This window comes from Vibrio panuliri (assembly GCF_009938205.1).
Lineage (GTDB): Bacteria > Pseudomonadota > Gammaproteobacteria > Enterobacterales > Vibrionaceae > Vibrio > Vibrio panuliri.
In genome coordinates this window covers 1-25,939 of record NZ_AP019654.1, presented here as the reverse complement: position 1 = coordinate 25,939, position 25,939 = coordinate 1, and the positions used below count along the sequence as shown (strand labels likewise).

The 25,939-nt window shown below is 45.2% G+C and carries 23 protein-coding genes; 14 read left to right on the top strand and 9 right to left on the bottom strand.

Annotated elements, in window-relative coordinates:
• Positions 1-52: 52 nt before the first annotated feature.
• Entirely contained in the window at positions 53-1,033 is a 981-nt protein-coding gene (acuI, locus tag GZK95_RS00115) for an acrylyl-CoA reductase (NADPH) (RefSeq protein WP_075714851.1), read from the top strand.
• A gap of 114 nt (positions 1,034-1,147) precedes the next feature.
• On the opposite strand, the gene GZK95_RS00110 is transcribed toward acuI, so the two are convergent.
• Complete coding sequence (locus GZK95_RS00110; RefSeq protein ID WP_075707142.1) at positions 1,148-2,089, bottom strand: LysR family transcriptional regulator; 942 nt, start codon at positions 2,087-2,089, stop codon at positions 1,148-1,150.
• A gap of 548 nt (positions 2,090-2,637) precedes the next feature.
• Here GZK95_RS00110 and tusA point away from each other — a divergent pair.
• A complete protein-coding gene (gene tusA, locus GZK95_RS00105) occupies positions 2,638-2,883 on the top strand; it encodes a sulfurtransferase TusA (protein WP_075707224.1) in 246 nt (81 codons plus the stop codon).
• A 71-nt stretch (positions 2,884-2,954) separates the two neighbouring features.
• On the opposite strand, the gene GZK95_RS00100 is transcribed toward tusA, so the two are convergent.
• From GZK95_RS00100 to GZK95_RS00090, 3 genes are all read right to left on the bottom strand, one after another.
• Entirely contained in the window at positions 2,955-3,215 is a 261-nt protein-coding gene (locus GZK95_RS00100; protein WP_075707144.1) for a hypothetical protein, read from the bottom strand.
• 213 nt (positions 3,216-3,428) lie between these two features.
• Positions 3,429-5,102 (bottom strand): ABC transporter substrate-binding protein, encoded by a 1,674-nt coding sequence (locus GZK95_RS00095; RefSeq protein ID WP_075714853.1) that lies wholly within the window; start codon positions 5,100-5,102, stop codon positions 3,429-3,431.
• 290 nt (positions 5,103-5,392) lie between these two features.
• Complete coding sequence (locus tag GZK95_RS00090; RefSeq protein ID WP_075714855.1) at positions 5,393-5,947, bottom strand: TMEM165/GDT1 family protein; 555 nt, start codon at positions 5,945-5,947, stop codon at positions 5,393-5,395.
• Positions 5,948-6,440: 493 nt separating this feature from the next.
• Between GZK95_RS00090 and glyQ the strand changes: the two genes are divergently transcribed.
• The 3 genes from glyQ (at position 6,441) to GZK95_RS00075 (ending at position 10,979) form a co-directional block, all read left to right on the top strand.
• Complete coding sequence (gene glyQ, locus GZK95_RS00085) at positions 6,441-7,358, top strand: glycine--tRNA ligase subunit alpha (RefSeq protein ID WP_075707150.1); 918 nt, start codon at positions 6,441-6,443, stop codon at positions 7,356-7,358.
• Positions 7,359-7,371: 13 nt separating this feature from the next.
• A complete protein-coding gene (gene glyS, locus GZK95_RS00080) occupies positions 7,372-9,438 on the top strand; it encodes a glycine--tRNA ligase subunit beta (RefSeq protein ID WP_075714857.1) in 2,067 nt (688 codons plus the stop codon).
• Positions 9,439-9,725: 287 nt separating this feature from the next.
• Complete coding sequence (locus tag GZK95_RS00075) at positions 9,726-10,979, top strand: valine--pyruvate transaminase (RefSeq protein WP_075707154.1); 1,254 nt, start codon at positions 9,726-9,728, stop codon at positions 10,977-10,979.
• An 82-nt stretch (positions 10,980-11,061) separates the two neighbouring features.
• On the opposite strand, the gene GZK95_RS00070 is transcribed toward GZK95_RS00075, so the two are convergent.
• The 5 genes from GZK95_RS00070 to dnaA form a co-directional block, all read right to left on the bottom strand.
• On the bottom strand, positions 11,062-11,499 hold the full coding sequence (locus GZK95_RS00070; protein ID WP_075707156.1) for an Hsp20 family protein: 438 nt from the start codon (positions 11,497-11,499) through the stop codon (positions 11,062-11,064).
• Between the two features lie 611 nt (positions 11,500-12,110).
• The gene (gene gyrB / locus GZK95_RS00065; protein WP_075714859.1) at positions 12,111-14,528 is read right to left on the bottom strand and encodes a DNA topoisomerase (ATP-hydrolyzing) subunit B; all 2,418 of its coding nucleotides are present in this window, start codon (positions 14,526-14,528) and stop codon (positions 12,111-12,113) included.
• 17 nt (positions 14,529-14,545) lie between these two features.
• Complete coding sequence (gene recF / locus GZK95_RS00060; protein ID WP_075707160.1) at positions 14,546-15,625, bottom strand: DNA replication/repair protein RecF; 1,080 nt, start codon at positions 15,623-15,625, stop codon at positions 14,546-14,548.
• Position 15,626: 1 nt separating this feature from the next.
• Positions 15,627-16,727 (bottom strand): DNA polymerase III subunit beta, encoded by a 1,101-nt coding sequence (gene dnaN, locus GZK95_RS00055; protein WP_075714861.1) that lies wholly within the window; start codon positions 16,725-16,727, stop codon positions 15,627-15,629.
• Positions 16,728-16,802: 75 nt separating this feature from the next.
• Positions 16,803-18,209, bottom strand: coding sequence for a chromosomal replication initiator protein DnaA (gene dnaA, locus GZK95_RS00050; RefSeq protein ID WP_075707164.1), 1,407 nt, complete (start codon positions 18,207-18,209; stop codon positions 16,803-16,805).
• 397 nt (positions 18,210-18,606) lie between these two features.
• Here dnaA and GZK95_RS00045 point away from each other — a divergent pair, with 397 nt between their 5' ends.
• From GZK95_RS00045 to mioC, 9 genes are all read left to right on the top strand, one after another.
• Positions 18,607-19,368 (top strand): amino acid ABC transporter substrate-binding protein, encoded by a 762-nt coding sequence (locus GZK95_RS00045; RefSeq protein ID WP_075707166.1) that lies wholly within the window; start codon positions 18,607-18,609, stop codon positions 19,366-19,368.
• Between the two features lie 70 nt (positions 19,369-19,438).
• Positions 19,439-20,110, top strand: a complete 672-nt coding sequence (locus tag GZK95_RS00040; protein WP_075707168.1) for an amino acid ABC transporter permease — start codon at positions 19,439-19,441, stop codon at positions 20,108-20,110.
• Positions 20,107-20,844, top strand: a complete 738-nt coding sequence (locus tag GZK95_RS00035; RefSeq protein WP_075714863.1) for an amino acid ABC transporter ATP-binding protein — start codon at positions 20,107-20,109, stop codon at positions 20,842-20,844. The genes GZK95_RS00040 and GZK95_RS00035 overlap by 4 nt, the downstream gene beginning before the upstream one ends.
• Positions 20,845-21,072: 228 nt before the next feature.
• Complete coding sequence (gene rpmH, locus GZK95_RS00030) at positions 21,073-21,207, top strand: 50S ribosomal protein L34 (protein WP_005378825.1); 135 nt, start codon at positions 21,073-21,075, stop codon at positions 21,205-21,207.
• Between the two features lie 46 nt (positions 21,208-21,253).
• Entirely contained in the window at positions 21,254-21,577 is a 324-nt protein-coding gene (gene rnpA, locus GZK95_RS00025; RefSeq protein ID WP_232061568.1) for a ribonuclease P protein component, read from the top strand.
• Positions 21,544-21,801, top strand: coding sequence for a membrane protein insertion efficiency factor YidD (gene yidD, locus GZK95_RS00020; RefSeq protein ID WP_075648154.1), 258 nt, complete (start codon positions 21,544-21,546; stop codon positions 21,799-21,801). The genes rnpA and yidD overlap by 34 nt, the downstream gene beginning before the upstream one ends.
• Before the next feature lie 2 nt (positions 21,802-21,803).
• Positions 21,804-23,429: a membrane protein insertase YidC gene (yidC, locus tag GZK95_RS00015; RefSeq protein ID WP_075707174.1), complete on the top strand. Its 1,626-nt coding sequence runs from the start codon at positions 21,804-21,806 to the stop codon at positions 23,427-23,429.
• Positions 23,430-23,549: 120 nt separating this feature from the next.
• Entirely contained in the window at positions 23,550-24,911 is a 1,362-nt protein-coding gene (gene mnmE / locus GZK95_RS00010) for a tRNA uridine-5-carboxymethylaminomethyl(34) synthesis GTPase MnmE (protein ID WP_075714865.1), read from the top strand.
• Positions 24,912-25,000: 89 nt separating this feature from the next.
• Positions 25,001-25,435: an FMN-binding protein MioC gene (gene mioC / locus GZK95_RS00005; RefSeq protein ID WP_075707178.1), complete on the top strand. Its 435-nt coding sequence runs from the start codon at positions 25,001-25,003 to the stop codon at positions 25,433-25,435.
• Positions 25,436-25,939: the final 504 nt, after the last annotated feature.

Below are 25,939 nucleotides of genomic sequence, written 5' to 3'. Positions count from 1 at the left end.
GTGTGGGTAAAATCTAGAACAATTTATTTGCTGCACTTATGCGGAGATTCCTATGTTTAACGCTCTAATCCTAAATCAAGAAGACAAACGTACTATCGCTTCAATCGAGCAAATCGACGAAGCCCAACTACCAGAAGGCAATGTGTTAATCGAAGTTGATTACTCATCGCTTAACTATAAAGATGGCCTTGCTATCACAGGCAAAGGCAAAATTATTCGTAACTTCCCAATGGTGCCAGGTATCGATCTAGCCGGTAAAGTCGTTAGCTCAGAAGATGAACGCTACCAAGCTGGCGATGAAGTTGTCCTCACAGGTTGGGGCGTTGGTGAAAACCATTGGGGTGGCATGGCACAACGCGCACGCCTAAACGCAGATTGGTTAGTACCACTACCAAAAGGTTTTGATGGCAAAAAAGCAATGATGGTCGGTACCGCTGGCTTCACTGCAATGCTGTGTGTTCAAGCGCTACTTGACGCGGACATCAAACCTGAAGCGGGTGAAATATTGGTAACAGGCGCTAGCGGTGGCGTAGGTTCTGTTGCTGTCACGCTTCTTTCTCAGCTTGGCTATAAAGTTGCAGCCGTAACTGGTCGCGTAGAACAAAACGGCCCACTTCTAGAAAAACTAGGTGCAAGCCGCATCATCGACCGTGTTGAATTCGAAGAGCCTGCGCGTCCACTTGAAAAACAAGTTTGGGCAGGTGCAGTAGACACTGTCGGCAGTAAAGTTCTTGCTAAAGTTCTTGCTCAAATGGATTACAACAGTGCCGTTGCGGCATGTGGTCTAGCGGGTGGCTTCGATCTACCGACAACCGTAATGCCATTCATTCTACGTAATGTTCGTTTACAAGGCGTAGACTCAGTAAACTGCCCAACAGAGAAACGCATCGCAGCATGGGAAAAACTGGTTGAGCTACTACCAGAGAGCTACTTTGAGCAAGCTTGTACTGAAGCAACACTAGAAGAAGCACCAAAATACGCAGAAGACATCACTAATGGCCAAGTAACTGGTCGTGTCGTGATCAAGCTATAATCGCTTCCGCGTTATTCCTTAAAGTGAGGAACGAGCGAGTAAGGAATCTCTAAACGCTAGAGATTCCGGACATTTCGTTCCTCAATTCGACATGACATTTCTAACTGTTTTCGATCAATCCAAACCCATATCTTCAATCCGCTTAGCAATCAAACGACTGCACTCTTCACGAACCACACCACGCAACCACTCTTGTGCCGGTGAATGCTCACACCGCGGATGCCAAATTAACGAATAATCAAACGGCGTAAAGTAAAACGGCAATGGCTTCACCACTAAGTCATAACGATCCGAGACTAAGTAAGCTAAGTCTGCTGGAACAGTAATAATCAATGGCATGGTATCGACAATCGCCAACGCCGCCTCCAAGTGATAGGCTCGCAAAACCATTTTACGTTGCGGGAAATCAATTAACGCTTGCTCGATTAACGCTTTGACACCATCACTGATAGCAATCATGGCATGGGGGTAACTCAAGTAATCCTCCAAACTCATCTCTTTGTCAGCTAAAGGATGATGTTTAGAGAGCAGGCAAAAGACGCCCACTCGGCCGATAACCTCACTACGCAGCGGCTCAACGGCTCCTATAGGGCGACAAATCGCCAAATCAGCACTTTCATAGGTTAACTGGTCCGCTAGGCGGTCATGATGCAAAGGAAGAAAATTTAAGGAGACCCGCGGAGCTTCTTGGTAAATTCTTGGGATCGCAAACGGCAAAATGGTTTGCATTGCGTAATCAGTGGTAGCAATAGTAAATGTTTGCTCACAACGTTGCGGCTCAAACTCGGCAGGTGCCAATAGCTGTCGTAACGACTCAAGTGGAATCCCTAATTGAGCATCAATCTCCAACGCTTTCTCGGTAGGAATAAGTTGCTGACCTTGTCGAGTAAAAAGAGGATCGTTAAGTAGGCTCCTTAGCCTACCCAGAACTCGACTCATCGCTGACTGGCTTAGGTTTAGACGCGTCGCAGCTTTACTCACACTGCACTCTTCAATCAAAACACGCAGTGCAACCAACAAGTTCAAATCACGACGATAAATATCTTCTAATTCCACACTGAACCCCAATAGTGATAATCGGGTAAGTTTACTATACCTAGTCAAGACAATAAGCCATGTTGCTCGGAATTGCGTTATTGGTGGGAATAATTTCTCGTCAATTGGCGTGTTTTTTATGTTCGTAGTGCTTTTTGAAGCAAAAAAAATCCCGCCTTTCGGCGGGGAAGCCCAAGAAAACTGGGGATAGTGTCGGAATGTGTTGTATACGAAGAGGAAGCTCTCAACATACATTAGCTGGTTTATATGCTCTCTAAAGACATAGCACTAGCGCAACCCACCTCAAATCCCTACAATTGACGTTTGGTTACATGAAGGTGCTCGACTACCTTTAGTTGATCTCAACGATATCGAAAAGCACTTAACAAAATGGTCTCTAAAGGCGTATGACTTTTGTCGGTCAAACATGCACACGACCTCTTTGAAATAATTTTGTTACCAACATGTTAATTAAATTAAAACAAAATGATCATTTTGCCAAGTGATTATTGAATATTTTTTCTCCACTAGTATTATCTACCGCCTTAAAAGGCTACGAAGTGATGACCATGACATTCAATCCAGAACAGGCTACGCATACGTTAGAAGCAGAAGGACTGCGCTGTCCAGAGCCAGTAATGATGGTCAGGAAGACAATTCGAAATATGCAAGATGGGGATATTTTGCTCGTCAAAGCAGATGATCCATCCACCACTCGAGATATCCCGAGCTTTTGTCGCTTTATGGATCACCAGTTAGTGGGTGCTCAAACGGATACGTTACCGTATCAATATCTCATCAAGAAAGGATTGTAAGCACGAGGAAGGCGAGCTCTCCCTCCTTTTGCTCAGAAAGAGAAACGGCAGCGATAAGCTGCCGTTTTTAGTTATTCATCGTATTCGAGGGTGCGGATCTCCGATTGTAGTTTTCGAATTTGCTTTTGCATCGAACGCATCTCTTCATGCATTGGAATAATATGCGCAACGCGAATCCAAGCTTCAACAGTCAAACCAGCGAGAATAATCGCCCCTGCGACCATAGGTAGCCACATATCTGTCAACATCATTCCCAACAGGGTTAAGGCTAACCCAAAGGTGAACAGATAGCTTTGACTCTTCGGGGTCATCCCCATGTAACGTGTCAACATACTCTTGCCCTCCACCACTTATGGTTAAGATTAAAGTAGCATGACAAACATGACACTTATATGTCATTGGTCACGCTATCGACCGATTTTGCATCGCTTTTTGAGCTGGCTCAACTTCCGTGAAGCATGAGAAAAACCATCCCTTTTCCCTTTAGCAGTACCAACAAAAAAGGCCCTAATCCAAGATTAGAGCCTTATTTAGGTTAGGTAAACTTAACTACGTGGCTTAAGGTCAAGCACATGCAACAAACGCTCAGGCGTGCCTTCCCAAATCATTGGTCGCCCTTTCGGATTATCTTTCGTCCACCAACCAGTGAAACGAGTCGTGTTGTATTGATAGAAGTTAGGGCCAGACAAGACAGGTACGGTAACTTGGTTTTCTGCAATCAACTTTTGGATGCTATGGGCAATCTTACGCTGCTCTTGGCTGTCTGCCGTTTTGTAGAAACTATCAAGCAACTTATCTAACTCTGCATTTTTCCAATGGTGCATGGCAAAACGTGGCATCCCCTCAGAAGCTTGCAAACGCGAGTGATAGCCGCTGTCCCAATATTTATGCGGGGTTGGTCCATGGAAATAGTTAGTGTAGGCAATATCGTAATCTGCGTTGATCATCCCTTTGTTATAGATTGAAAAATCCGGAGTACGCGCTTTGGCATGAATCCCCACTTCAGCCAACTGCTCAACCGCCAACATCACCGTGTTATTGAAGTCAGTCCAACCTTGTGGCGACTGAATCGACAGTTCAAACTCAGCGCCTGATGGAGACTCAACAAAACCATCGCCATTGCTATCCTTGTAACCAGCCTGAGCCAAAAGCGCTTTCGCTTTCTCTGGAGAATAGGTCATAAATGGTTTGTACTGATTGTGCACACTCTCATCTGACCAAGTTTCAAATGCATAACCAAGACCTGAGGCGAAATCATTCAGTACCGCATTACCATAGTTAGCAATATCAATCAGCGTTTGGCGGTCCAGAGCCATTGAGAATGCACGGCGAAAATCGATATCCGTTAATACTTGCTGTTTCACGGTATCTTTAGAAGCATAGTTAAACACAAATGCTTGAGTGCCCGCAGGGGGGAACCAGTAGCCATGATTTGGAGAAGCTTGCAAGAAAGTCGCATCGATATCGGGGACAAAAGAGCCCGCCCAGTCGATACGAGAGTTAATCAACTCACCTAACACTTGGTCATTGTGGTTCATTTGCGGTACGCGCAAACAGTCCACTTCCAACTCTGCGTTATCCCAATAATGTGGATTGCGACATTGTAGGAACAAGGTCGATGTAAATTGAGGCAACTCCGTAAAAGGACCAGTGCCCACTGGATTAGGGTTCATAAAAGCGGCAGGGTCATCCACTGAACGCCATTGATGCTCAGGCACAATCGGCACTTGCACAATTTCATAACTGATGTTGGTGTTTACTTCCGAAAGGTTGAAGCGCACTTTGTATGGGCTCAACTTCTCGACAGAAGTAATTTTGCTATTGATGCCGCGATCATCAATATTTGGGTGCCCTTTAACCAAGTTAAAGGTAAATACGACGTCATCAGCGTCGAAAATCTCACCATCAGACCACTTCACGCCTTCTCGCAAATCAAAAGTAATGCTTAATAAGTCATTACTCATTTCATAGTTTGTCGCCAGACGAAATTCTGGGATATTGCCCTTCAACTCATTGAAAACCACAAGAGGTTCAAAAATAAAATCACGTGCAGTGTGCAAACGAGAGACAGCATATGGGTTAAAGTTGCGAATCAACGAAGCGTTATGATTAGGAATAATGGTTAGTTGCGACATGGTATCAACATTCGCAGCGACTGCGCTTTGGGCAGAGAGAATCAATGCAGATGCAATCACTGCAGAGAGTAATGAGGTTTTCATGACGTTACCTTAACTATAGACACGCACACAAAATAACCAGTTAAACACTCATCAGCAATACAGAAAAATCCAATTAAAAACAATTATTTATACATATATTAATAGCTATACGGCGTTTGATAGCGCAGTAACATCAGTTTTGGTATTTTGGCAGAATAAACCTCGATATCCCTCGAAAATATCAGTAACTATTGTTGGAAAATTACCACAAGTCTTCATTCAACACGTTGACAAGATCAGAACGCAAAAATGCGAGTAAATTAAAACTCTTAACTTACTCGCACTGATAATTAAACGATGGCCGTACCGAGCGCCAGGCCAACAAAAAGCAGCGCGCTGATTTTGCGAATAAGCGCCAAAGGTAACTTGTCTGCCGACATCTTACCCATTAGCACAACAGGGACATTGGCGACCATCATGCCGAGCGTCGTGCCAATAATAACCATCAGCAACGCATCTGCGTACTGCGCGCCTAAAATTGAGGTGGCGATTTGCGTTTTGTCGCCAATCTCAGCAACAAAAAAAGCGACAAAACTGGTCACAAAGGCACTTTTTCCGCAATAGGTTTGCTCTTCATCGAGTTTATCGGGAATTAATACCCAACCGGCCATCAACAAGAAACTGATGGTCACAACCCAACGCAAAATATCAGGAGAAAGGTAGTCGGCAACTACAACCCCAAGCCAAGCGGCTAAGGCATGATTTGCCAAGGTAGCGATTAGAATCGCCAAGATGATTGGTATAGGTTTGCGATAACGACTGGCAAGCACCAGCGACAATAGCTGGGTTTTGTCGCCGATCTCTGCGATCGCAACCGTAGTTAAAGATAGTGCTAATACACTCACAACATGCTCATTGCGAGGCGGGGATTATAGTTTTTATAACCATAGACAAACCTCATGCCCCACCTCGGTTCATGATGATCTGCCTAAGGTCTTGCTAAACTTACCAAAATGGTAAGTCTTGGACGCCATGGTGATTTTGCACCAATTATGTTGACGAACAAACTCCTCACTCGGCGGTGAGTTGAGTAAGCTACTCCCCAAAGACGGCGCAATAGTAATCATATCCACCAGCAATCTCAAGCTGGGTTTTGTAAGAAAAAATCACTCTAAACAGACCATTTCGAGCTAAAAAAGGCGAATATATCAAGAATTGGGCAAACTAAGCGGTTCTGGCTATGAAATAAGCAAGATTAGCGCTACTCCCACACACAATATCTCGGTATACTTGATTGTTATTTTATTCAACCGTCATTACTCCCAAACATCACTGCTGAGGAGCGAAAACCTCCGCCTCGATGCATGCGAGTAATTAGAGAATCGCGCGAAACGACTTATGCAAAAATACGATATCAAAACCTTCCAGGGAATGATCCTCGCGCTGCAGGATTATTGGGCTCAAAATGGTTGCACCATTGTTCAACCGCTAGATATGGAAGTAGGTGCGGGTACATCTCACCCAATGACCTGTCTACGAGCGCTTGGCCCAGAGCCAATGTCTACAGCTTACGTACAACCTTCTCGTCGTCCAACTGATGGTCGTTACGGTGAAAACCCTAACCGTCTACAGCACTACTACCAATTCCAAGTAGCGCTAAAACCATCACCAGACAATATCCAAGAGTTGTACTTAGGTTCTCTAGAAGTACTTGGTATTGACCCACTTGTGCACGACATTCGTTTCGTAGAAGACAACTGGGAAAACCCAACACTAGGCGCATGGGGTCTAGGCTGGGAAGTATGGCTAAACGGTATGGAAGTCACTCAGTTTACTTACTTCCAACAAGTTGGCGGTCTTGAATGTAAACCAGTTACTGGTGAAATCACTTACGGTATCGAGCGTCTAGCGATGTACATCCAAGAAGTAGACTCTGTTTACGATCTTACTTGGAACATTGCGCCAGATGGCAGCAAGGTAACTTACGGTGATATCTTCCACCAAAACGAAGTTGAGCAATCAACTTACAACTTTGAACACGCTGACGTTGATTTCCTATTTGGTTTCTTCGAACAGTGTGAGAAAGAGTGCCAAAACCTACTTGCACTTGAAACGCCGCTTCCGCTACCTGCTTACGAGCGCATTCTAAAAGCAGCACACGCGTTTAACCTACTTGATGCTCGCAAAGCGATCTCAGTAACTGAACGCCAACGCTACATCCTGCGCATCCGTAACCTGACTAAGTCAGTAGCAGAAGCATACTACGCATCGCGTGAAGCACTTGGCTTCCCAATGTGTAAAAAAGAACAAGCGTAAGGGGTAGAGTAAGATGGCAAAAGAATTTCTAATCGAGCTAGGTACTGAAGAACTGCCACCAACGCAACTTCGTACTCTGGCTGAAGCATTTGCAGCAAACTTTGAAGCTGAACTGAAAGGTGCTGAGCTAACGCACGAAGGCGTAAAATGGTACGCAGCACCTCGTCGTCTAGCACTTAAAGTGGCAGCACTGGCAGAAAACCAAGCAGACAAGATCGTTGAAAAACGTGGCCCTGCGGTTTCTGCAGCGTTTGATGCAGAAGGCAACGCAACTAAAGCCGCTCAAGGTTGGGCTCGTGGTTGTGGTATCACCGTCGATCAAGCTGAGCGCATGGTGACTGATAAAGGCGAATGGCTACTGTTCAAACAAGAAGTAAAAGGCCAACCAACGGCTGATATCGTAGTTGAACTCGCAGCCAAAGCACTAGCTGGCTTGCCAATCGCAAAACCTATGCGTTGGGGCAACAAAACGACTCAGTTTATCCGCCCAGTGAAAACGCTCACTATGCTAATGGGTAATGACCTTATCCAAGGCGAAATCCTAGGCGTACAATCAGATCGTACCATTCGCGGTCACCGCTTTATGGGTGAACAAGAGTTCACTATCGATTCTGCACAGCAATACCCAGCGATTCTAGAAGAGCGCGGTAAAGTAATGGCAGATTACGACGCGCGTAAAGCCATTATCCTAGCCGACGCACAAAAAGCGGCGGCAGCCATCGGCGGTATCGCGGATCTAGAAGACGACCTAGTTGAAGAAGTCACTTCTCTCGTTGAATGGCCGGTTGTACTAACCGCTAAGTTTGAAGAAGAGTTCCTAAAAGTACCGGCGGAAGCTTTGGTGTACACGATGAAAGGTGACCAAAAGTACTTCCCAGTCTACGACGAGAACAAAAAGCTTCTACCAAACTTCATTTTCGTATCGAACATCGAATCGAAAGAGCCTCGTTACGTTATCGAAGGTAACGAGAAAGTGGTTCGTCCACGTCTTGCTGATGCTGAATTCTTCTTCAACACTGACCGTAAGAGCAAGCTAATCGATCGCCTGCCAATGCTAGAAAACGCGATTTTCCAACAGCAACTTGGCACCATCAAAGACAAAACCGATCGCATCACAGAACTTGCAGGCTACATTGCTGAGCAAATCGGTGCGGACGTTGAAAAATCTAAACGCGCTGGTCTGCTAGCAAAATGTGACCTAATGACATCAATGGTATTCGAATTTACCGATACTCAAGGTGTTATGGGCATGCACTACGCTCGCCATGACGGTGAAGCGGAAGAAGTCGCAGTGGCACTAAACGAGCAATACATGCCTCGTTTCGCTGGTGACGATCTACCATCAAATGGTGTGTCAGCAGCGGTTGCTATGGCAGATAAGCTAGACACTATCGTCGGTATTTTCGGTATCGGTCAAGCGCCAAAAGGTTCTGACCCATTCGCACTACGCCGCGCATCACTCGGTGTACTACGTATCATCGTTGAATACGGTTACAACCTAGACCTAGTAGACCTCGTAGCGAAAGCGAAATCACTATTTGGTGACCGTCTAACTAACGACAACGTTGAACAAGAAGTCATCGAGTTTATGCTGGGTCGTTTCCGCGCTTGGTACCAAGATGAAGGCTTCAGTGTTGACATCATTCAAGCGGTACTGGCACGTCGTCCAACTAAACCTGCTGACTTTGACCAACGTGTTAAAGCGGTTTCTCACTTCCGTGAACTGGAAGCAGCAGAAGCACTGGCAGCGGCGAACAAGCGTGTAGGTAACATCCTAGCGAAATTTGATGGCGAACTAGCTGCAGAAATCGATCTTGCTCTACTACAAGAAGATGCAGAAAAAGTACTGGCTGAAAATGTTGAAGTGATGACTGAAGCGCTTGAACCAGCATTTGCAACAGGTAACTACCAACAAGCACTAAGCAAGCTGGCAGACCTTCGTGAGCCTGTTGATGCGTTCTTCGATAACGTAATGGTTATGGCCGATGACGAAGCACTTAAAACTAACCGTCTAACGCTGCTAAATAACCTGCGTAATCTGTTCCTACAGATCGCTGATATCTCGTTGCTGCAAAAATAATCGAGACTAAATCAATAAAAGGGAAGCCAATGGCTTCCCTTTTTTATACCTATAATTGTGATGGGTATTATTACGACAAGATTTCATTCTTTTATTTCATCGTTGTACTAAATACTTTCTAACACAATTATCAACGAATAGATAAAAGCACTTTTCTCTAATAATGAGTAAATTTGTGCTTTGCGTCTCAAAGCCATTGCGGTATGTTCAAGGATTATTCGATTGGTCAGCAAAGCACTGACGCCATACACATGAAAGCAAAAACAATGTATTAGGTCTCGCAAAACATGCAATTCTCAAAATTTGGTGAAAAATTTAATCAGTACTCTGGTATAACGCAGCTCATGGACGACTTGAATGATGGTTTACGCACTCCAGGAGCCATCATGCTCGGAGGCGGCAACCCTGCCGCAATTCCAGCAATGCTCGATTACTTTCATCAAGCCAGTGAGAAAATGCTCGCTAATGGCGAGTTGGTAGCTGCACTTGCTAACTACGATGGCCCACAAGGTAAAGATAGCTTTGTAAAAGCGTTGGCGAACATGTTCAAGCAGCACTACGGTTGGGACATCAGCGAAAAAAACATCAGCCTGACCAATGGCAGCCAAAGCGGATTTTTCTATCTTTTTAATTTGCTCGCGGGCAAACAACCCGATGGCTCACATAAAAAAATATTGTTGCCATTAGCGCCAGAGTATATCGGCTATGGTGATGCGGGCATCGATGAAGACATTTTTATCTCTTATCATCCAGAAATTGAACTCCTAGAAGATGGATTATTCAAATACCACGTCGATTTTGAACAACTTTCTGTTGATGACTCGATTGCGGCAATCTGTGCTTCACGCCCGACCAACCCAACAGGCAATGTCCTGACTGATGCTGAAATCCAAAAATTGGATACACTCGCTCGTCAACACAATGTGCCGTTGATCATCGACAATGCGTACGGCCTACCTTTTCCTAATATCATTTTTGAAGATGTCGAACCATTTTGGAATGAAAACACCATCTTATGCATGAGTTTATCTAAACTGGGCTTGCCAGGTGTGCGCTGTGGCGTCGTGATTGCAAATGAAGCCATTACGCAAGCGATGACCAATATGAACGGTATTATTAGCCTTGCGCCGAGCAGTGTCGGCCCCGCTTATGCTAACCATATGATTGAAAATGGTGACTTACTCAAACTCAGCACCGAGGTAATTAAGCCATTCTATCGACAAAAAGCACTGCGCGCGGTTGAGTTGCTGCAACAAGCGATTACCGATCCTCGCTTTAGAATCCATAAACCTGAAGGCGCTATTTTCTTATGGTTATGGTTTGATGAACTGCCGATAACCACCATGGAGCTTTACCAACGCTTAAAAGCTCGCGGGGTTTTGATTGTTCCGGGTGAATACTTCTTTATTGGTCAGGAAGACGATTGGGAGCACGCTCATCAATGTCTAAGAATGAACTATGTCCAAGAAGATGAGATGATGCAAAAAGGCATTAATATTATTGCAGAAGAAGTAGCAAAGGCTTACCAAGAAGCACAATAGAGGTTTTACTTCTCTCTATAAGAGCATTAAAAAGAGCGCCCATTTGGCGCTCTTTCTCATTCTATTACCGTGGAAACTACGATTAGTTATTTTCAATCAGGGTGTTACCACCGATAGCGATCTTACGCGGTTGCATCGCTTCTGGAATTTCACGAACTAAATCAATATGAAGTAGACCGTTTTCCATTGATGCACCGACAACTTTCACATAATCAGCAAGTTGGAACTTACGCTCAAAATCGCGTTCAGCGATGCCTTGATAAACGTAATTTTTGCCTTCTTCCGCTTTGCGCTCACCCTTTACAATCAACATATTTTCGTTTTGAGTCAGATCTAGCTGATCTTCAGCAAAGCCAGCCACCGCCATAGTAATACGGTAGTTATGCTCATCTTTTTGCTCAATGTTGTATGGAGGGTAACCGCCAGAAGTGTTCTTCGCCGAGCTTGCTTCCATTAGGTTAAACAGACGGTCGAAGCCAATTGCATTACGGTATAGTGGTGAGAAATCTACATTACGCATAATCCTATCCTCTTTTTAAGCAATAGTCTTAGCCCGGATGAGGGTCATCCATATGGCGCATTTATGCAAGAAAGCGCCGAGCTAAGGGATTCGATGATTCATTCCTCTGACCTACTCTTTAGGTTCGGGGACATGATGTCGAATCTAGGGTCAAGTTGTGTGCTAATTTGAGTATCCTCTCCTGAGCGATCTCACTTAGCGATTCCAGAGGCGCTGTTCTTCTCTTATGAGCAAGTTAGCCATCCCTCTTCATAACTAGATATAAGGTCAAAAGATGGGCTTTCAAGGGATCGGCAAAAAATATTTTTTAGATCCCCGACTCGGTCGTCCCTCCCTCTCGAGGATAACGATCTAAGACTCTGATAAATAAAGCCCACTCTTTCTAACGATGTCATATTCTCGAAGCGAAGCGTTCCCGCATCCCGCTCGTATCCTCACCCAATAAAAAAGCACCACCCGAAGGCAGTGCTTTCAAAATTTCATCAAAAGAAATTTAGTCAGTCGAGGCTAAGTTAGTTCGCTATTGGTTCAAGCAAGGCGCACGCAGCATACAAGTGTATGTGAGTACGCCGAACGCAGAAATCATGCGAAATAACGACGCATCGCAATGATTAAACGTCTAAGTTGGCTACTTTTAATGCGTTTTCTTCGATGAAGTTACGACGCGGCTCAACTTGGTCACCCATCAATGTCGTAAACAATTGGTCTGCACCTACGGCATCCTCAATCGTTACTTGCATCATGCGGCGAGTCTCTGGGTCCATCGTGGTTTCCCAAAGCTGATCTGGGTTCATCTCACCAAGACCTTTGTAGCGCTGTAGACTCAGACCACGACGTGATTCTTTAATTAACCACTCTAGTGCATCAACAAAGCTGACAACTGGCTGGGTACGCTCACCACGCTTAATGTAAGCACCTTCTTCAATCAGACCGTCTAGCGCTTCTGATAGTGACGCTAGCTTACCGTACTCTTTCGAGTTAAGTAGGTCTGCGCTTAGTGCATAATCGTAAGTCACACCATGAGTACGTACGATGATCTTAGGTAGGTTAATACCTAGCTCAGCGTGTTGCTCAACTTCAAAGCTGTATTGGCTTGCACCGACTTCTTTCGCATTTAGCTGTTCAACCAATTGCTTCGTCCACGCTTCAACTGTTGCTGCATCTTGGCACTGTTCAGCCGTTAGACGAGGTACGTAGATTAGCTCATGCACTAGTGCACGTGGGTAGCGGCGGCTCATACGATCCACCAGCTTAATCGTTGCATTGTACTGTTGTACTAGCTTCTCTAGAGCTTCACCTGCGAGAGCTGGCGCTTCTGCGTTAACATGCAAAGCAGCGTTATCCAGCGCCAATGCCACTTGGTATTGGTTCATCGCTTCTTCATCTTTGATGTACTGCTCTTGTTTGCCTTTTTTCACTTTGTATAGTGGTGGCTGAGCAATGTACACGTAACCGCGCTCAATCAGCTCTGGCATTTGACGATAGAAGAAGGTCAACAGTAGCGTACGAATGTGCGAACCATCGACGTCAGCATCGGTCATGATGATGATGTTGTGGTAACGCAGCTTATCTGGGTTGTACTCATCACGACCAATACCACAACCAAGTGCGGTGATTAGCGTAGCAACCTCTTGAGAAGAAAGCATTTTATCAAAACGAGCTTTCTCAACGTTTAGGATTTTACCTTTCAGAGGAAGAATCGCTTGGTTCTTACGGTTACGGCCTTGTTTTGCGGAGCCGCCTGCCGAATCACCCTCCACTATGTATAGTTCAGAGAGTGCCGGATCTTTTTCCTGACAGTCAGCCAATTTACCTGGTAGGCCAGCTAAATCTAAAGCACCTTTACGACGAGTCATTTCACGAGCTTTACGTGCCGCTTCACGAGCGCGAGCCGCATCGATGATTTTCGAACAAACCATCTTAGCTTCAGTTGGGTTCTCAGCAAGGAACTCTGATAACTTCTCACCCATTGCAGATTCAACCGCTGATTTCACTTCAGATGAAACCAACTTATCTTTGGTTTGGCTTGAGAATTTTGGATCAGGCACTTTCACCGAAACAACCGCAGTTAGACCTTCACGCGCGTCATCACCTGATGTTGCCGTCTTCGCTTTTTTCGAGAAGCCTTCTTTATCCATAAAGGTGTTCAGTGTACGCGTTAGCGCTGCACGGAAACCTGCTAGGTGAGTACCACCATCGCGTTGTGGGATGTTGTTGGTAAAACAGTAGATGTTCTCTTGGAAACCATCATTCCACTGCATTGCCACTTCTACAGAAGTGCCATCTTCACGATCGGCATTAAAGTGGAATACTTTCTCATGAATTGGGGTTTTATTGGTGTTGAGGTGATTAACAAACGCTTGAATACCACCTTCATACATAAAGTGGTCGCCTTTATCTTCTTCACGCTCGTCTGTCAGTTTGATAGACACACCAGAGTTTAGGAATGATAGCTCACGTAGACGCTTAGCTAGAATATCGTAGTGGAACTCAACGTTAGTAAAGGTTTGATCGCTTGGCCAAAAACGAATTCTAGTACCCGTTTTATCCGTATCACCAACAATCGCTAGTGGCGCTTGAGGCTCACCATGATGGTAAGTTTGAGTGTGAATATGACCACCACGGTGGATAGTCAGTTCAACTTTCTCAGACAACGCGTTTACTACCGAGACACCAACACCGTGTAGACCACCAGATACTTTGTATGAGTTGTCATCGAACTTACCACCAGCATGCAGTACCGTCATAATAACTTCAGCTGCTGACACTTTCTCTTCAGGGTGCATCTCCGTTGGGATACCACGACCATCATCACTAACAGAAACAGAGTTATCCTCATGGATTGTCACAATGATGTCTTTACAGTGACCTGCCAACGCTTCATCAATTGAGTTATCCACCACCTCAAAGACCATGTGGTGAAGACCGGTGCCGTCGTCCGTGTCGCCGATGTACATACCTGGGCGCTTACGAACTGCGTCCAGACCCTTCAGTACTTTAATACTCGATGAATCGTAATTTTCAGACATGAGTTATCTTCCGCTATTTATAGTTGCTCTATTGTGCCATGTTCCACATGGAACATCTTGCCTTTATCATCGTGCATATCGGCAATTTGACCCTCAGTAATAGAGCTTACAAAAACTTGAGCCCCCGTCTCTTTCAAGCAGTCCGCTAGGCGCTTGCGACGTTGACTATCTAATTCCGATGCAAAGTCATCAATCAAATAAATGCATTGCTTTCCGGTCATTTCGGTAAGGAGTTGCCCTTGCGCCACGCGCAACGCACACACCATCAGTTTTAACTGACCACGTGAAAGCACATCTTCTACGGGTGTACCGTTCACTTTTATGCGCAAATCCGCTTTATTAGGCCCACTAAAGGTATAACCTAATGCCTGATCGCGCTCGAAGTTCTTCTCGAGGATTTGTTGATAAGGCGTATCCTTATCCCAACCACGATAATACTTCAATTGGATATCAAATTCTGGCAAAAATGCTCGGCATATCTGCTCAGCTTTAATGCGCATCTGCTCAACATACCCAGCCCGCCATTGGCTAATATTTTCTGCCAAACGTGCCATTTCCTGATCCCAGTAACTGAGCTCACGATAGCTACGAGCGGTTTTCAATAAGGCGTTGCGCTGTTTGTTCAAGCGACGAAACCGTCCCCATGCATCATAAAAAGCAGATTCTGAGTGAAACACACCCCAATCGATAAATGCACGGCGATGTTTAGGCCCGTCAGTCAACAAATCGAACCCTTCTGGGTGGATAAGTTGCAGCGGCAGAACTTGAGCCAACTGTGCTAACTTTTGCCCAGATTGACCGCCTATTTTAACCTCTGTTGTGCCGTCGCGCTGCTTATTAATCCCAATCGGTAGCTCAAATTGATCCGAGTTCAAAAAACGGCCATGTACAAACAGCTCGTCACACTCATTTTGGATCACTCGTCCAGTTAAACTGCTCTTAAATGAACGACCGTGCCCCAACAAATAGATGGCTTCAAGTACGCTTGTTTTACCGCTACCGTTCGGACCGATAAGAAAGTTAAAGCCTGCTGATAATTGAATATCACAGGCTTTAATGTTGCGAAACTGCTTAATTATAAGGCGAGATAGCGGCATGCTAGAGTCGAATTGGCATCACCACATACAGCGCACTGTCATCATCGGCATTTTCGATAAGCGCACTCGCATTGGCGTCAGACATTGAAATTCGCACTTTTTCACAACGCAGAGTATTGAGAACATCCAATACATAACTGACGTTAAAGCCGATTTCAATCGCATCACCTTCAAAGCTCACATCCAACATCTCTTCCGCTTCTTCTTGCTCAGGGTTGTTGGCGGTAATACGCATCTCGCTATCAGCTAGATTAACACGCACACCACGGAACTTCTCGTTAGATAGGATAGCGGCACGCGAGAATGCTTGACGCAATTCATCACAATTCGCTTCCAATGTTTTTGTTGTGCTTTGTGGCATGACGCGGCGGTAATCAGGAAAACGACCATCCACCAGTTTCGAAGTGAAGACAAAGTTGTTCACTTCCGCACGCACGTTCGAGCTACCAATTTGCAGAACGACTGGCTGTTCTGGCGCATCCAGTAGCTTAACTAGCTCTTGAACACCTTTGCGTGGCACAATGATTTGCTTAGTGGCAAAATCAGCACCTAATGAAACAAGTGATACCGCCATTCGGTGACCATCAGTCGCCACACTACGTAGTGTTGTGCCATCAATTTCAAACAGCATACCATTGAGGTAATAACGTACATCTTGGTTTGCCATTGAAAATTGTGTTTTCTCAATCAAACCACGCAGTTCAGCTTGAGTCAGTGATACTTCAACTTCACTTTGCCAATCTTCAATATTTGGGAAATCATTCGCAGGTAGTGTAGCCAGAGAAAAACGGCTACGACCAGAACGCACTTGTACGCGATCCCCTTCCAATACAAAGGTAATCACTGAATCGTCTGGTAGACCACGGCAGATATCAAGAAACTTACGTGACGGCACAGTGATGCTGCCCGCTTCAAAATCCCCTTCAAGGGTCACGCGGCTAATCAGCTCAACTTCCAAATCCGTTGCGGTCATTGATAAGGTATTTTCTTCAACCTTAATCAATAAGTTACCAAGAATTGGTAACGTTGGTCGGCCGCCCAAAGCACCCGACACTTGTTGAAGTGGTTTCAGTAGATGACTGCGTTCAATGGAAAATTTCATAATGCGCTCTTATGTGAATTCTTGATGGCGTTTAGCTCGATAGCCAATACTAGCAACTGATAAGAATACAGCGAATTAAGAAGAAAGGGTACGAATCAAGTTCGAGTAATCTTCTTTAATATCGTGACTCTCTTCGCGCAACTGCTCAATCTTACGGCATGCATGCAATACCGTTGTATGATCGCGACCACCGAATGCATCACCAATTTCAGGCAAGCTGTGGTTTGTCAGTTCTTTCGCAAGTGCCATTGCTAATTGACGTGGACGGGCAACCGAACGAGAGCGACGCTTAGATAGTAAGTCTGCGACTTTAATCTTGTAGTATTCTGCCACCGTCTTTTGAATATTGTCGATCGTCACTAGTTTCTCTTGCAGAGCAAGAAGATCACGCAGTGCTTCGCGGACAAAATCAATTGTGATTGGGCGACCAGTAAAGTTCGCATTCGCGATCACACGGTTTAACGCACCTTCGAGTTCACGAACGTTAGAACGCAGACGCTTAGCAATAAAGAAAGCCACTTCATCCGCTAGATGAATTTGGTGGTCTTCCGCTTTCTTCATCAAGATAGCCACGCGCGTTTCCAACTCAGGCGGTTCGATCGCAACCGTCAAACCCCAGCCAAAGCGCGACTTCAAACGATCTTCAACACCGCTGATCTCTTTTGGATAGCGATCCGAAGTCAAAATGATCTGTTGATTACCCTCAAGCAATGCGTTGAAAGTATGGAAAAATTCTTCTTGAGAACGCTCTTTATTGGCAAAGAACTGAATATCATCGATAAGCAACGCATCCACACTACGATAGTAGCGTTTAAATTCTTCAATCGCGTTGTTTTGCAGCGCTTTAACCATATCTTGCACGAAACGCTCAGAGTGCATATACACCACTTTCGCATTCGGCTTGTTATCAACAATCGCGTTACCAACCGCATGCAGCAAGTGGGTCTTACCTAAACCGGTACCACCATAAAGAAACAGTGGGTTGTATGCCGCACCAGGGTTATCCGCCACCTGACGCGCTGCCGCTAAACCCAGTTGGTTTGACTTACCCTCAACGAAGTTATTGAACTTATGTTTCGGGTTAACGTTTGAACGATGGTTAATGTTTGCCATTGCTTGCGCATCGTCATCCCATGTTTTGTGCACAGGTTTACGCGCTTGCAATTGAGCAGGAGCCGATGACTCCGCCGCCACATCCGCAGGTGTACGCTTAGGCGCAGGCGTAGGAGCCGCCACAGGACGGCTGCCGACTTCAAAACGCAAGTTAGGGATATCGTTACCGCAATACTCTTGCAATAGACGATTAATGCTATTGAGGTACTTATCGCGCACCCAATCCAACACAAAGCGGTTTGGGGCAAACAAAGTGAGTGTATTGTCATTAAGCTCCGCTTGTAACGGACGTACCCACATACTGAATTCTGTAGCAGGCAGCTCTTCTTGAAGCTGTTGTAGGCATTGCAACCAAAGCGAAGATGACACGGAGACCCCACTCGAGATAATTGATCGGAAAAGAGAGCAGATTTTACCTGTTGATAACCAAGATCGCCAGCAAATGATCGATGATCCAGTGAATAAGATCTAAGTTATTCACAATTTTATCGCGATTATTCGACGGATCATCACACCCAATCCCAGTATTACCCACATATTGATCCACATTTGAGTAATTTTGGGCGGATCTTAAGGTTGGTGATAACTCTGTGAATGACGTGATTTTTAACCAGCTTATCCACAACGTTGCATGATATTTATCGCGAAGTTCAACGCTATAACTAATAAACTTATTACTAACCCATCTAGGTTATCGCTCTTAGTTATTTATCTATCCAGATTCTCATAGGTAGTATGCGAAACCATAGATTTAAGAGGATGTAATATGAAAAACTGGATAAAAACAACCATTGCTGCTATCGCCCTTTCTACAGCAGCGCTCCAAGCGTCGGCAGAAACCGTGATTGATCAAGTGAAAGTGGGGATGTCTGGTCGTTACTTCCCATTTACTTTTGTTGAGAAAGATAAGCTACAAGGTTTTGAAGTCGATTTATGGAACGAAATTGGTAAACGCAATGGCTACCAAGTCGAGTATGTGACTGCTAACTTCTCTGGCCTATTTGGTCTGCTCGAAACAGGACGCATCGATACGATTTCAAACCAGATCACCATGACAGACGCCCGTAAAGCTAAGTACTTATTTGCTGACCCATATGTAGTCGATGGTGCTCAAATCACGGTACGTAAGGGTAACGAAGAAATCCAAGATGTCACTGACTTAGCGGGTAAAACGGTGGCGGTAAACTTAGGTTCTAACTTCGAGCAACTGCTGCGCCAATACGATAAAGATAATCAAATTAATATCAAAACTTACGATACTGGTATTGAGCACGACGTTGCACTTGGTCGCGCGGATGCATTTGTGATGGATCGACTCTCAGCGCTTGAGTTAATCAAAAAAACCGGTCTGCCACTCGAATTAGCGGGTGAACCGTTTGAAACTATCCAAAACGCTTGGCCATTTTTGGATAACCCACGCGGTAAGCAGCTGCAAACAGAAGTCAATCAAGCGCTCAACCAAATGCGTGCAGATGGCACTTTAAAAACCATCTCAGAAAAATGGTTCGGTGCAGATATTACCCACTAATATCAAACTATCACTTCAATAAAAAAGGTGGATTGATTCCACCTTTTCTTTTCTCTTTTAGGTAAGGTATATGGGATTCGATTTTAACTACATGCTTGAGCTAATGCCGATATTGCTCAAGTATCTTGGCACCACAATGGAAATGGCGACTTGGGGCTTAGCCTTTTCGCTGATCTTAGCGGTTGTTCTCGCCAATATTCGCGTATTTCGTTTGCCAGTTCTCGATCAACTAAGCCAGCTGTACATCAGCTTTTTCCGCGGCACACCACTATTAGTTCAGCTGTTTTTGCTCTATTACGGCCTACCGCAAATCTTCCCGATTATGGTGGGCATCGATGCATTTAGCGCCGCAGTGATCGGCCTAACCCTCCATTTTGCTGCCTATATGGCAGAGAGTATTCGTGCCGCTATCATGGGTATCGATCGTAGCCAAATGGAAGCCAGCTTGTCAGTTGGTATGACGACATCACAAGCAATGCGCCGAATTATTTTGCCGCAAGCAACCCGCGTTGCCTTACCTTCTCTGATGAACTATTTCATCGATATGATTAAGTCAACCTCACTGGCATTTACTCTTGGCGTGGCTGAAATTATGGCTAAAGCGCAGATGGAAGCCTCCTCAAGCTTCCGATTTTTTGAAGCTTTCCTTGCCGTTGCCTTAATTTATTGGGGTGTGGTCGTGATTCTAACTCGAGTGCAAAGCTGGGCAGAAGACAAATTGAATAAGGCGTATGTACGATGATCAAGCTAAATAATATCCATAAACGCTTTGGCGAGAGCGAGGTCCTCAAAGGTATTGATCTCGAAATCAAGCAAGGGGAGATCATTGTCATTATCGGCTCAAGCGGCACCGGCAAATCCACCTTACTGCGCTGCGTTAATTTTTTGGAGCAAGCAGACCAAGGTACGATTACCATTGATGACGTGAGCGTTAATAGTGAAAAACACACCCAAGCAGAAGTCTTAGCCCTACGCCGTAAAACCGGGTTTGTGTTTCAAAACTATGCGCTTTTTGCCCACATGACAGCAAGACAGAACATTGCCGAAGGATTGGTGACGGTACGCGGCTGGAAAAAAACAGACGCCCTCGCCCGCGCGCAACAAATCCTCGATGATATTGGCTTAAGCGATAAAGGCGATAGCTACCCTGCGGCACTTTCAGGTGGACAACAGCAACGCGTTGGTATTGGCCGTGCGATGGCACTACAGCCAGAACTATTGCTATTTGATGAGCCAACATCTGCATTGGATCCTGAGTGGGTCGGCGAAGTGCTCAACTTAATGAAACAACTCGCCACTCAACATCAAACCATGCTGGTGGTCACTCATGAAATGCAATTTGCCAAAGAAGTCGCTGATAGAGTGATCTTCATGGCAGAGGGAAATATTGTCGAACAAGGATCGCCTGCGGAAATTTTCGACAATCCGCAAGATCCAAGATTGAAAAAATTCCTTAATCAAGTCGGTGTTGAATAAAGATCCAACAGAAGGATCGCTTGATCCTTGAGATTTTGCTCACACTACGTATAATCGCCCGACGCGGAATTTCACACACATGAGTCGTTGACACAATTTGTGAGTGTGATTACAATTCCGCCTCTTTGTTGAGAGGCGTCGGTTTGTCCTCTTTATATATAAAGAAGACTTTGTACCCACGCCGGGTTAACTAAGAACCTAAAACTACTGATCAGTAAGGTAATTATCATGAAACGCACTTTTCAACCTACAGTTCTAAAGCGCAAGCGTACTCACGGCTTCCGTGCTCGCATGGCAACTAAGAACGGTCGTAAAGTAATTAATGCACGTCGTGCTAAAGGCCGTGCGCGCCTGTCAAAATAATAATTAATTTATTTTGAATACGTACGCGTTCAATCGGGAGTTACGCTTGTTAACTCCCGAGCATTATCAAAATGTCTTCAAGCAAGCTCACCGAGCTGGCTCACCTCATTTCACCATCATTGCACGTAACAATAACCTATCTCATCCTCGACTAGGTTTAGCAGTTCCTAAAAAGCAAATCAAAACGGCTGTAGGTCGTAACCGATTCAAGCGTCTTGCTCGTGAAAGTTTTCGTAACAATCAACATAACCTTCCTAACAAAGATTTTGTTGTTATTGCGAAAAAAAGCGCACAAGATCTAAGCAATGATGAAATGTTCAAATTATTTGATAAGCTATGGCAACGACTGTCTCGCCCATCACGTGGCTAGCAATCGGTGTAGTCCGACTTTATCAAGGTCTAATTAGTCCGCTTATCGGACCCCGTTGTCGTTTTCAACCAACATGCTCAACTTATGCTGTAGAAGCGCTGAAAGCTCACGGTTTTGTAAAAGGGTGTTGGTTATCGGGCAAACGTCTATTAAAATGCCACCCTCTAAATGAAGGGGGCTTTGACCCCGTTCCACCAGTTCAAAAACACGACAGAGATAAATAACGATGGATTCTCAACGTAATATCCTGTTAATCGCCTTGGCTTTGGTCTCCTTCCTACTTTACCAGCAATGGAACGTAGCAAAGAATCCAGCTCCGCAAGCGATTGAACAGGCACAATCAAGCAGCTCCCTACCTGCACCATCTTTTGCCGATGAGCTAGACCCTGCGCCTGCTCAACAGGCAACAGCGAAAGCGATTACTGTAACAACGGATGTATTAACTCTGTCTATTGATACGGTTGGTGGTGACATTGTTCAAGCTGACCTAAACCAGTACACAGCAGAACTTGATTCTCCAGCTCTATTTGAGCTTCTCAAGAACGAGCCTGGTCATCAGTTTATTGCACAAAGTGGCTTAGTTGGCCCTCAAGGCATCGACTTGAGTAGCTCAAACCGTCCACACTACGCAGTAAGCGCTGACAGCTTTACTCTAGCAGATGGTCAAGATGAGCTACGTATTCCAATGACGTTTGCAGCAAACGGTATTGAGTACACAAAAACTTTCATCCTAAAACGTGGTAGCTACGCGGTTGATGTTGAATACGATGTTGTAAACAACTCTGGTAACAACGCGACCTTCGGTATGTACGCTCACCTACGTCAAAACGTAATGGATGACGGCGGTAGCATCACAATGCCAACTTACCGTGGCGGTGCTTACTCGACTGAAGATACCAAGTACAAAAAGTACAGCTTTGACGATATGCAAGATCGCAACCTGTCTATCAATCTGACTGATGGTCAAGGTTGGGCTGCGATGATTCAGCACTACTTCGCTAGCGCTTGGATTCCACGTGATGAACCAGGCACTAACCTTTACACGCGTGTTATTGGCAACCTTGCGGACATCGGTGTTCGTATGCCAAATAAAACCATCGCGAACGGTGAAACGGCTGAACTAAAAGCAACACTATGGGTAGGTCCTAAACTTCAAGACCAAATGGCTGAAGTTGCTCCACACCTAGACCTAGTAGTGGACTACGGTTGGTTGTGGTTTATTGCTAAACCTCTGCACTGGCTACTATCGACTATTCACGGCTTCGTGGGTAACTGGGGTGTGGCAATCATCCTACTGACTTTTGTTGTTCGTGGTGCGATGTACCCACTGACTAAAGCTCAGTACACCTCTATGGCGAAAATGCGTATGCTTCAGCCTAAGCTGCAAGCGATGCGTGAGCGTATCGGCGATGACCGTCAGCGTATGAGCCAAGAGATGATGGAACTGTACAAGAAAGAGAAAGTGAACCCATTGGGTGGCTGTCTACCTCTGATTCTACAGATGCCAATCTTCATCGCTCTATACTGGGCACTAATGGAATCGGTTGAACTACGTCACTCACCGTTCTTCGGTTGGATTCACGACCTTTCAGCGCAAGACCCGTACTACATCTTGCCGCTACTGATGGGTGCGTCAATGTTTATGATCCAGAAGATGAGCCCAACAACTGTTACTGACCCAATGCAGCAGAAGATCATGACCTTTATGCCGGTTATGTTTACGTTCTTCTTCCTGTTCTTCCCTTCAGGTCTAGTTCTATACTGGTTGGTATCGAACATTGTAACGCTTATCCAGCAGACACTTATCTACAAGTCTCTGGAGAAGAAAGGCTTACACACTAAGACGAAGTAAGTCTTAATCGAATACAAAGGCGACCAAAAGGTCGCCTTTTTTATTCGAGCTGATTACAATTCAGCTAATCGCATTATTTCTGCTCAATTGAAGAGCAACACAATCATAGGCACACTCGTTATGACAACAGATACCATTGTCGCCCAAGCCACTGCGCCCGGTCGTGGCGGTGTCGGTATTATCCGCGTTTCAGGTCCGTTAGCTGAAAAAGTGGCTCTTGAAGTCACAGGTAAAACTTTGCGTCCACGCTACGCCGAGTATTTGTCATTTAGTGATGAGGCGGGCAATCAACTTGACCAAGGTATTGCACTCTACTTCCCTAACCCACACTCGTTTACGGGTGAAGATGTACTTGAGCTACAGGGTCATGGTGGGCCCGTTGTCATGGATATGCTGATCAAGCGTATTCTTAAAATTGAGGGGATTCGCACCGCTCGTCCAGGTGAGTTCTCTGAACGCGCATTTTTAAACGACAAGCTCGATTTAGCGCAAGCAGAGGCCATTGCAGACTTGATTGATGCCAGCTCAGAAGAAGCGGCAAAATCAGCACTACAGTCGTTACAAGGCGCATTCTCGCAACGCATCAACACGCTGGTAGAGTCATTAATTCATCTGCGTATTTACGTTGAGGCCGCGATAGACTTCCCAGAAGAAGAAATCGATTTTCTTGCTGACGGTAAAGTGTCTGCCGACTTACAAGCGATCATCGATAACCTTCACGCAGTGCGTAAAGAAGCCAACCAAGGCGCAATAATGCGTGAAGGGATGAAAGTGGTTATTGCTGGTCGTCCAAATGCAGGGAAATCCAGCCTTCTTAATGCTCTGTCAGGCAAAGAGTCCGCTATCGTCACTGACATCGCGGGGACAACTCGTGACGTATTACGTGAACACATTCATATTGATGGCATGCCGCTGCATATTATTGACACCGCAGGTCTGCGTGATGCGTCAGATGAAGTTGAAAAAATAGGTATCGAGCGCGCTTGGGACGAAATCGCTCAAGCAGACCGCGTACTATTTATGGTGGATGGCACGACAACCGATGCCACCGATCCAAAAGATATTTGGCCAGACTTCGTCGATCGTTTACCCGATAGTATTGGCATGACTGTGATCCGTAATAAAGCCGATCAAACAGGCGAAGAGCTTGGGATCTGCCACGTTAACTCACCAACCTTAATTCGCCTTTCAGCCAAAACTGGCGCAGGTGTTGATGCGCTGCGCAGTCACCTAAAAGAGTGCATGGGCTTTGCGGGTGGTCACGAAGGGGGCTTTATGGCTCGTCGACGTCATCTAGAGGCTCTCGAGCGTGCAGCAGAGCACCTCGACATTGGCCAACAGCAACTTGAAGGCTACATGGCTGGAGAAATTCTCGCAGAGGAGCTGCGTATTGCTCAGCAACACCTCAATGAGATTACCGGCGAGTTCAGCTCTGATGACTTGCTCGGACGTATATTCTCCTCTTTCTGTATCGGTAAATAGCTCTAAACGCGTATCAGTGATACGCGTTTTTTTATATCTTTAATGATGCATTGTTTGATGCGTTTGAATCTATAAGGGATCAAAACAGTATGATTCATATTATTACAGGCAGCACCTTAGGCGGAGCTGAGTATGTCGGCGATCATTTAAGTGATCTGCTGGTGGATAAGGGATTTAAAACCACGATCCACAATCAACCTAACTTTGCTGAAATCGAACCTCAGGGAACATGGCTAATCGTCACATCCACTCATGGGGCTGGCGACTATCCAGACAACATCCAACCGTTTATTCAGGCACTTCAAGCAACACCACCAAAAATGAGCGAAGTAAAATACGCGGTGATTGCCATTGGTGATTCAAGCTACGATACCTTCTGCGCCGCTGGAAAACATGCGCATGAGCTATTAGAAGACATTGGTGGAACACCAATTAGTGACTGTTTGACCATCGATGTTTTGGCTCACCCAGTCCCTGAAGATGCAGCGGAACTCTGGTTACAGGATCATATCGAACGTTTTTAAACCAGATTTAGCAACGATATCGGTAAATAGAGACGAAGAAAATGTCACTAGGTCAGCAATGCTGGCCTATTTTTTTGTCTTGTGGATAGGATTGAGTCACAACAACAGGTTTAATTGGACAGTTTTTAATCAAACTAACTGTGTATAAGTCAGCGTTTATCCGGTGATTAACCTATAGTTATCCCAATAACAACTTTGATCCGAATTCACCCCTGTGTATAAGTACCGATTTTGATCCCAGCTAATCCTCGATCTGATCAAGGTAAGATCACATGATATGATCCTAATAAGATCCATGATCTTGTTGATCATTTTTAACTTATCCACAGAGATCGTCGATCCTAATAGTAGATCTAATAAAAGATCATATATATAGATCTTATATATATTTAGTTTGCCCCCTAAACTTAAAAAGCACAAAAGCGTTTTTCTCTCTACTAGAAAGCAGGTAGAATATCGCTCTTTTTATCTGTCCGACTTTTCTTGAATACCAGAGGTCAGTTC

Excerpts from the sequence above, each read along its gene's own strand:
- acuI (WP_075714851.1), top strand. The coding sequence starts at position 53 with ATGTTTAACGCTCTAATCCTAAATCAAGAAGACAAACGTACTATCGCT.
- tusA (WP_075707224.1), top strand. The coding sequence starts at position 2,638 with ATGACATTCAATCCAGAACAGGCTACGCATACGTTAGAAGCAGAAGGA.
- GZK95_RS00100 (WP_075707144.1), bottom strand. The coding sequence starts at position 3,215 with ATGTTGACACGTTACATGGGGATGACCCCGAAGAGTCAAAGCTATCTG.
- GZK95_RS00095 (WP_075714853.1), bottom strand. The coding sequence starts at position 5,102 with ATGAAAACCTCATTACTCTCTGCAGTGATTGCATCTGCATTGATTCTC.
- glyQ (WP_075707150.1), top strand. The coding sequence starts at position 6,441 with ATGCAAAAATACGATATCAAAACCTTCCAGGGAATGATCCTCGCGCTG.
- glyS (WP_075714857.1), top strand. The coding sequence starts at position 7,372 with ATGGCAAAAGAATTTCTAATCGAGCTAGGTACTGAAGAACTGCCACCA.
- GZK95_RS00075 (WP_075707154.1), top strand. The coding sequence starts at position 9,726 with ATGCAATTCTCAAAATTTGGTGAAAAATTTAATCAGTACTCTGGTATA.
- GZK95_RS00070 (WP_075707156.1), bottom strand. The coding sequence starts at position 11,499 with ATGCGTAATGTAGATTTCTCACCACTATACCGTAATGCAATTGGCTTC.
- gyrB (WP_075714859.1), bottom strand. The coding sequence starts at position 14,528 with ATGTCTGAAAATTACGATTCATCGAGTATTAAAGTACTGAAGGGTCTG.
- recF (WP_075707160.1), bottom strand. The coding sequence starts at position 15,625 with ATGCCGCTATCTCGCCTTATAATTAAGCAGTTTCGCAACATTAAAGCC.
- dnaN (WP_075714861.1), bottom strand. The coding sequence starts at position 16,727 with ATGAAATTTTCCATTGAACGCAGTCATCTACTGAAACCACTTCAACAA.
- GZK95_RS00045 (WP_075707166.1), top strand. The coding sequence starts at position 18,607 with ATGAAAAACTGGATAAAAACAACCATTGCTGCTATCGCCCTTTCTACA.
- GZK95_RS00040 (WP_075707168.1), top strand. The coding sequence starts at position 19,439 with ATGGGATTCGATTTTAACTACATGCTTGAGCTAATGCCGATATTGCTC.
- GZK95_RS00035 (WP_075714863.1), top strand. The coding sequence starts at position 20,107 with ATGATCAAGCTAAATAATATCCATAAACGCTTTGGCGAGAGCGAGGTC.
- rpmH (WP_005378825.1), top strand. The coding sequence starts at position 21,073 with ATGAAACGCACTTTTCAACCTACAGTTCTAAAGCGCAAGCGTACTCAC.
- yidD (WP_075648154.1), top strand. The coding sequence starts at position 21,544 with ATGGCAACGACTGTCTCGCCCATCACGTGGCTAGCAATCGGTGTAGTC.
- yidC (WP_075707174.1), top strand. The coding sequence starts at position 21,804 with ATGGATTCTCAACGTAATATCCTGTTAATCGCCTTGGCTTTGGTCTCC.
- mnmE (WP_075714865.1), top strand. The coding sequence starts at position 23,550 with ATGACAACAGATACCATTGTCGCCCAAGCCACTGCGCCCGGTCGTGGC.
- mioC (WP_075707178.1), top strand. The coding sequence starts at position 25,001 with ATGATTCATATTATTACAGGCAGCACCTTAGGCGGAGCTGAGTATGTC.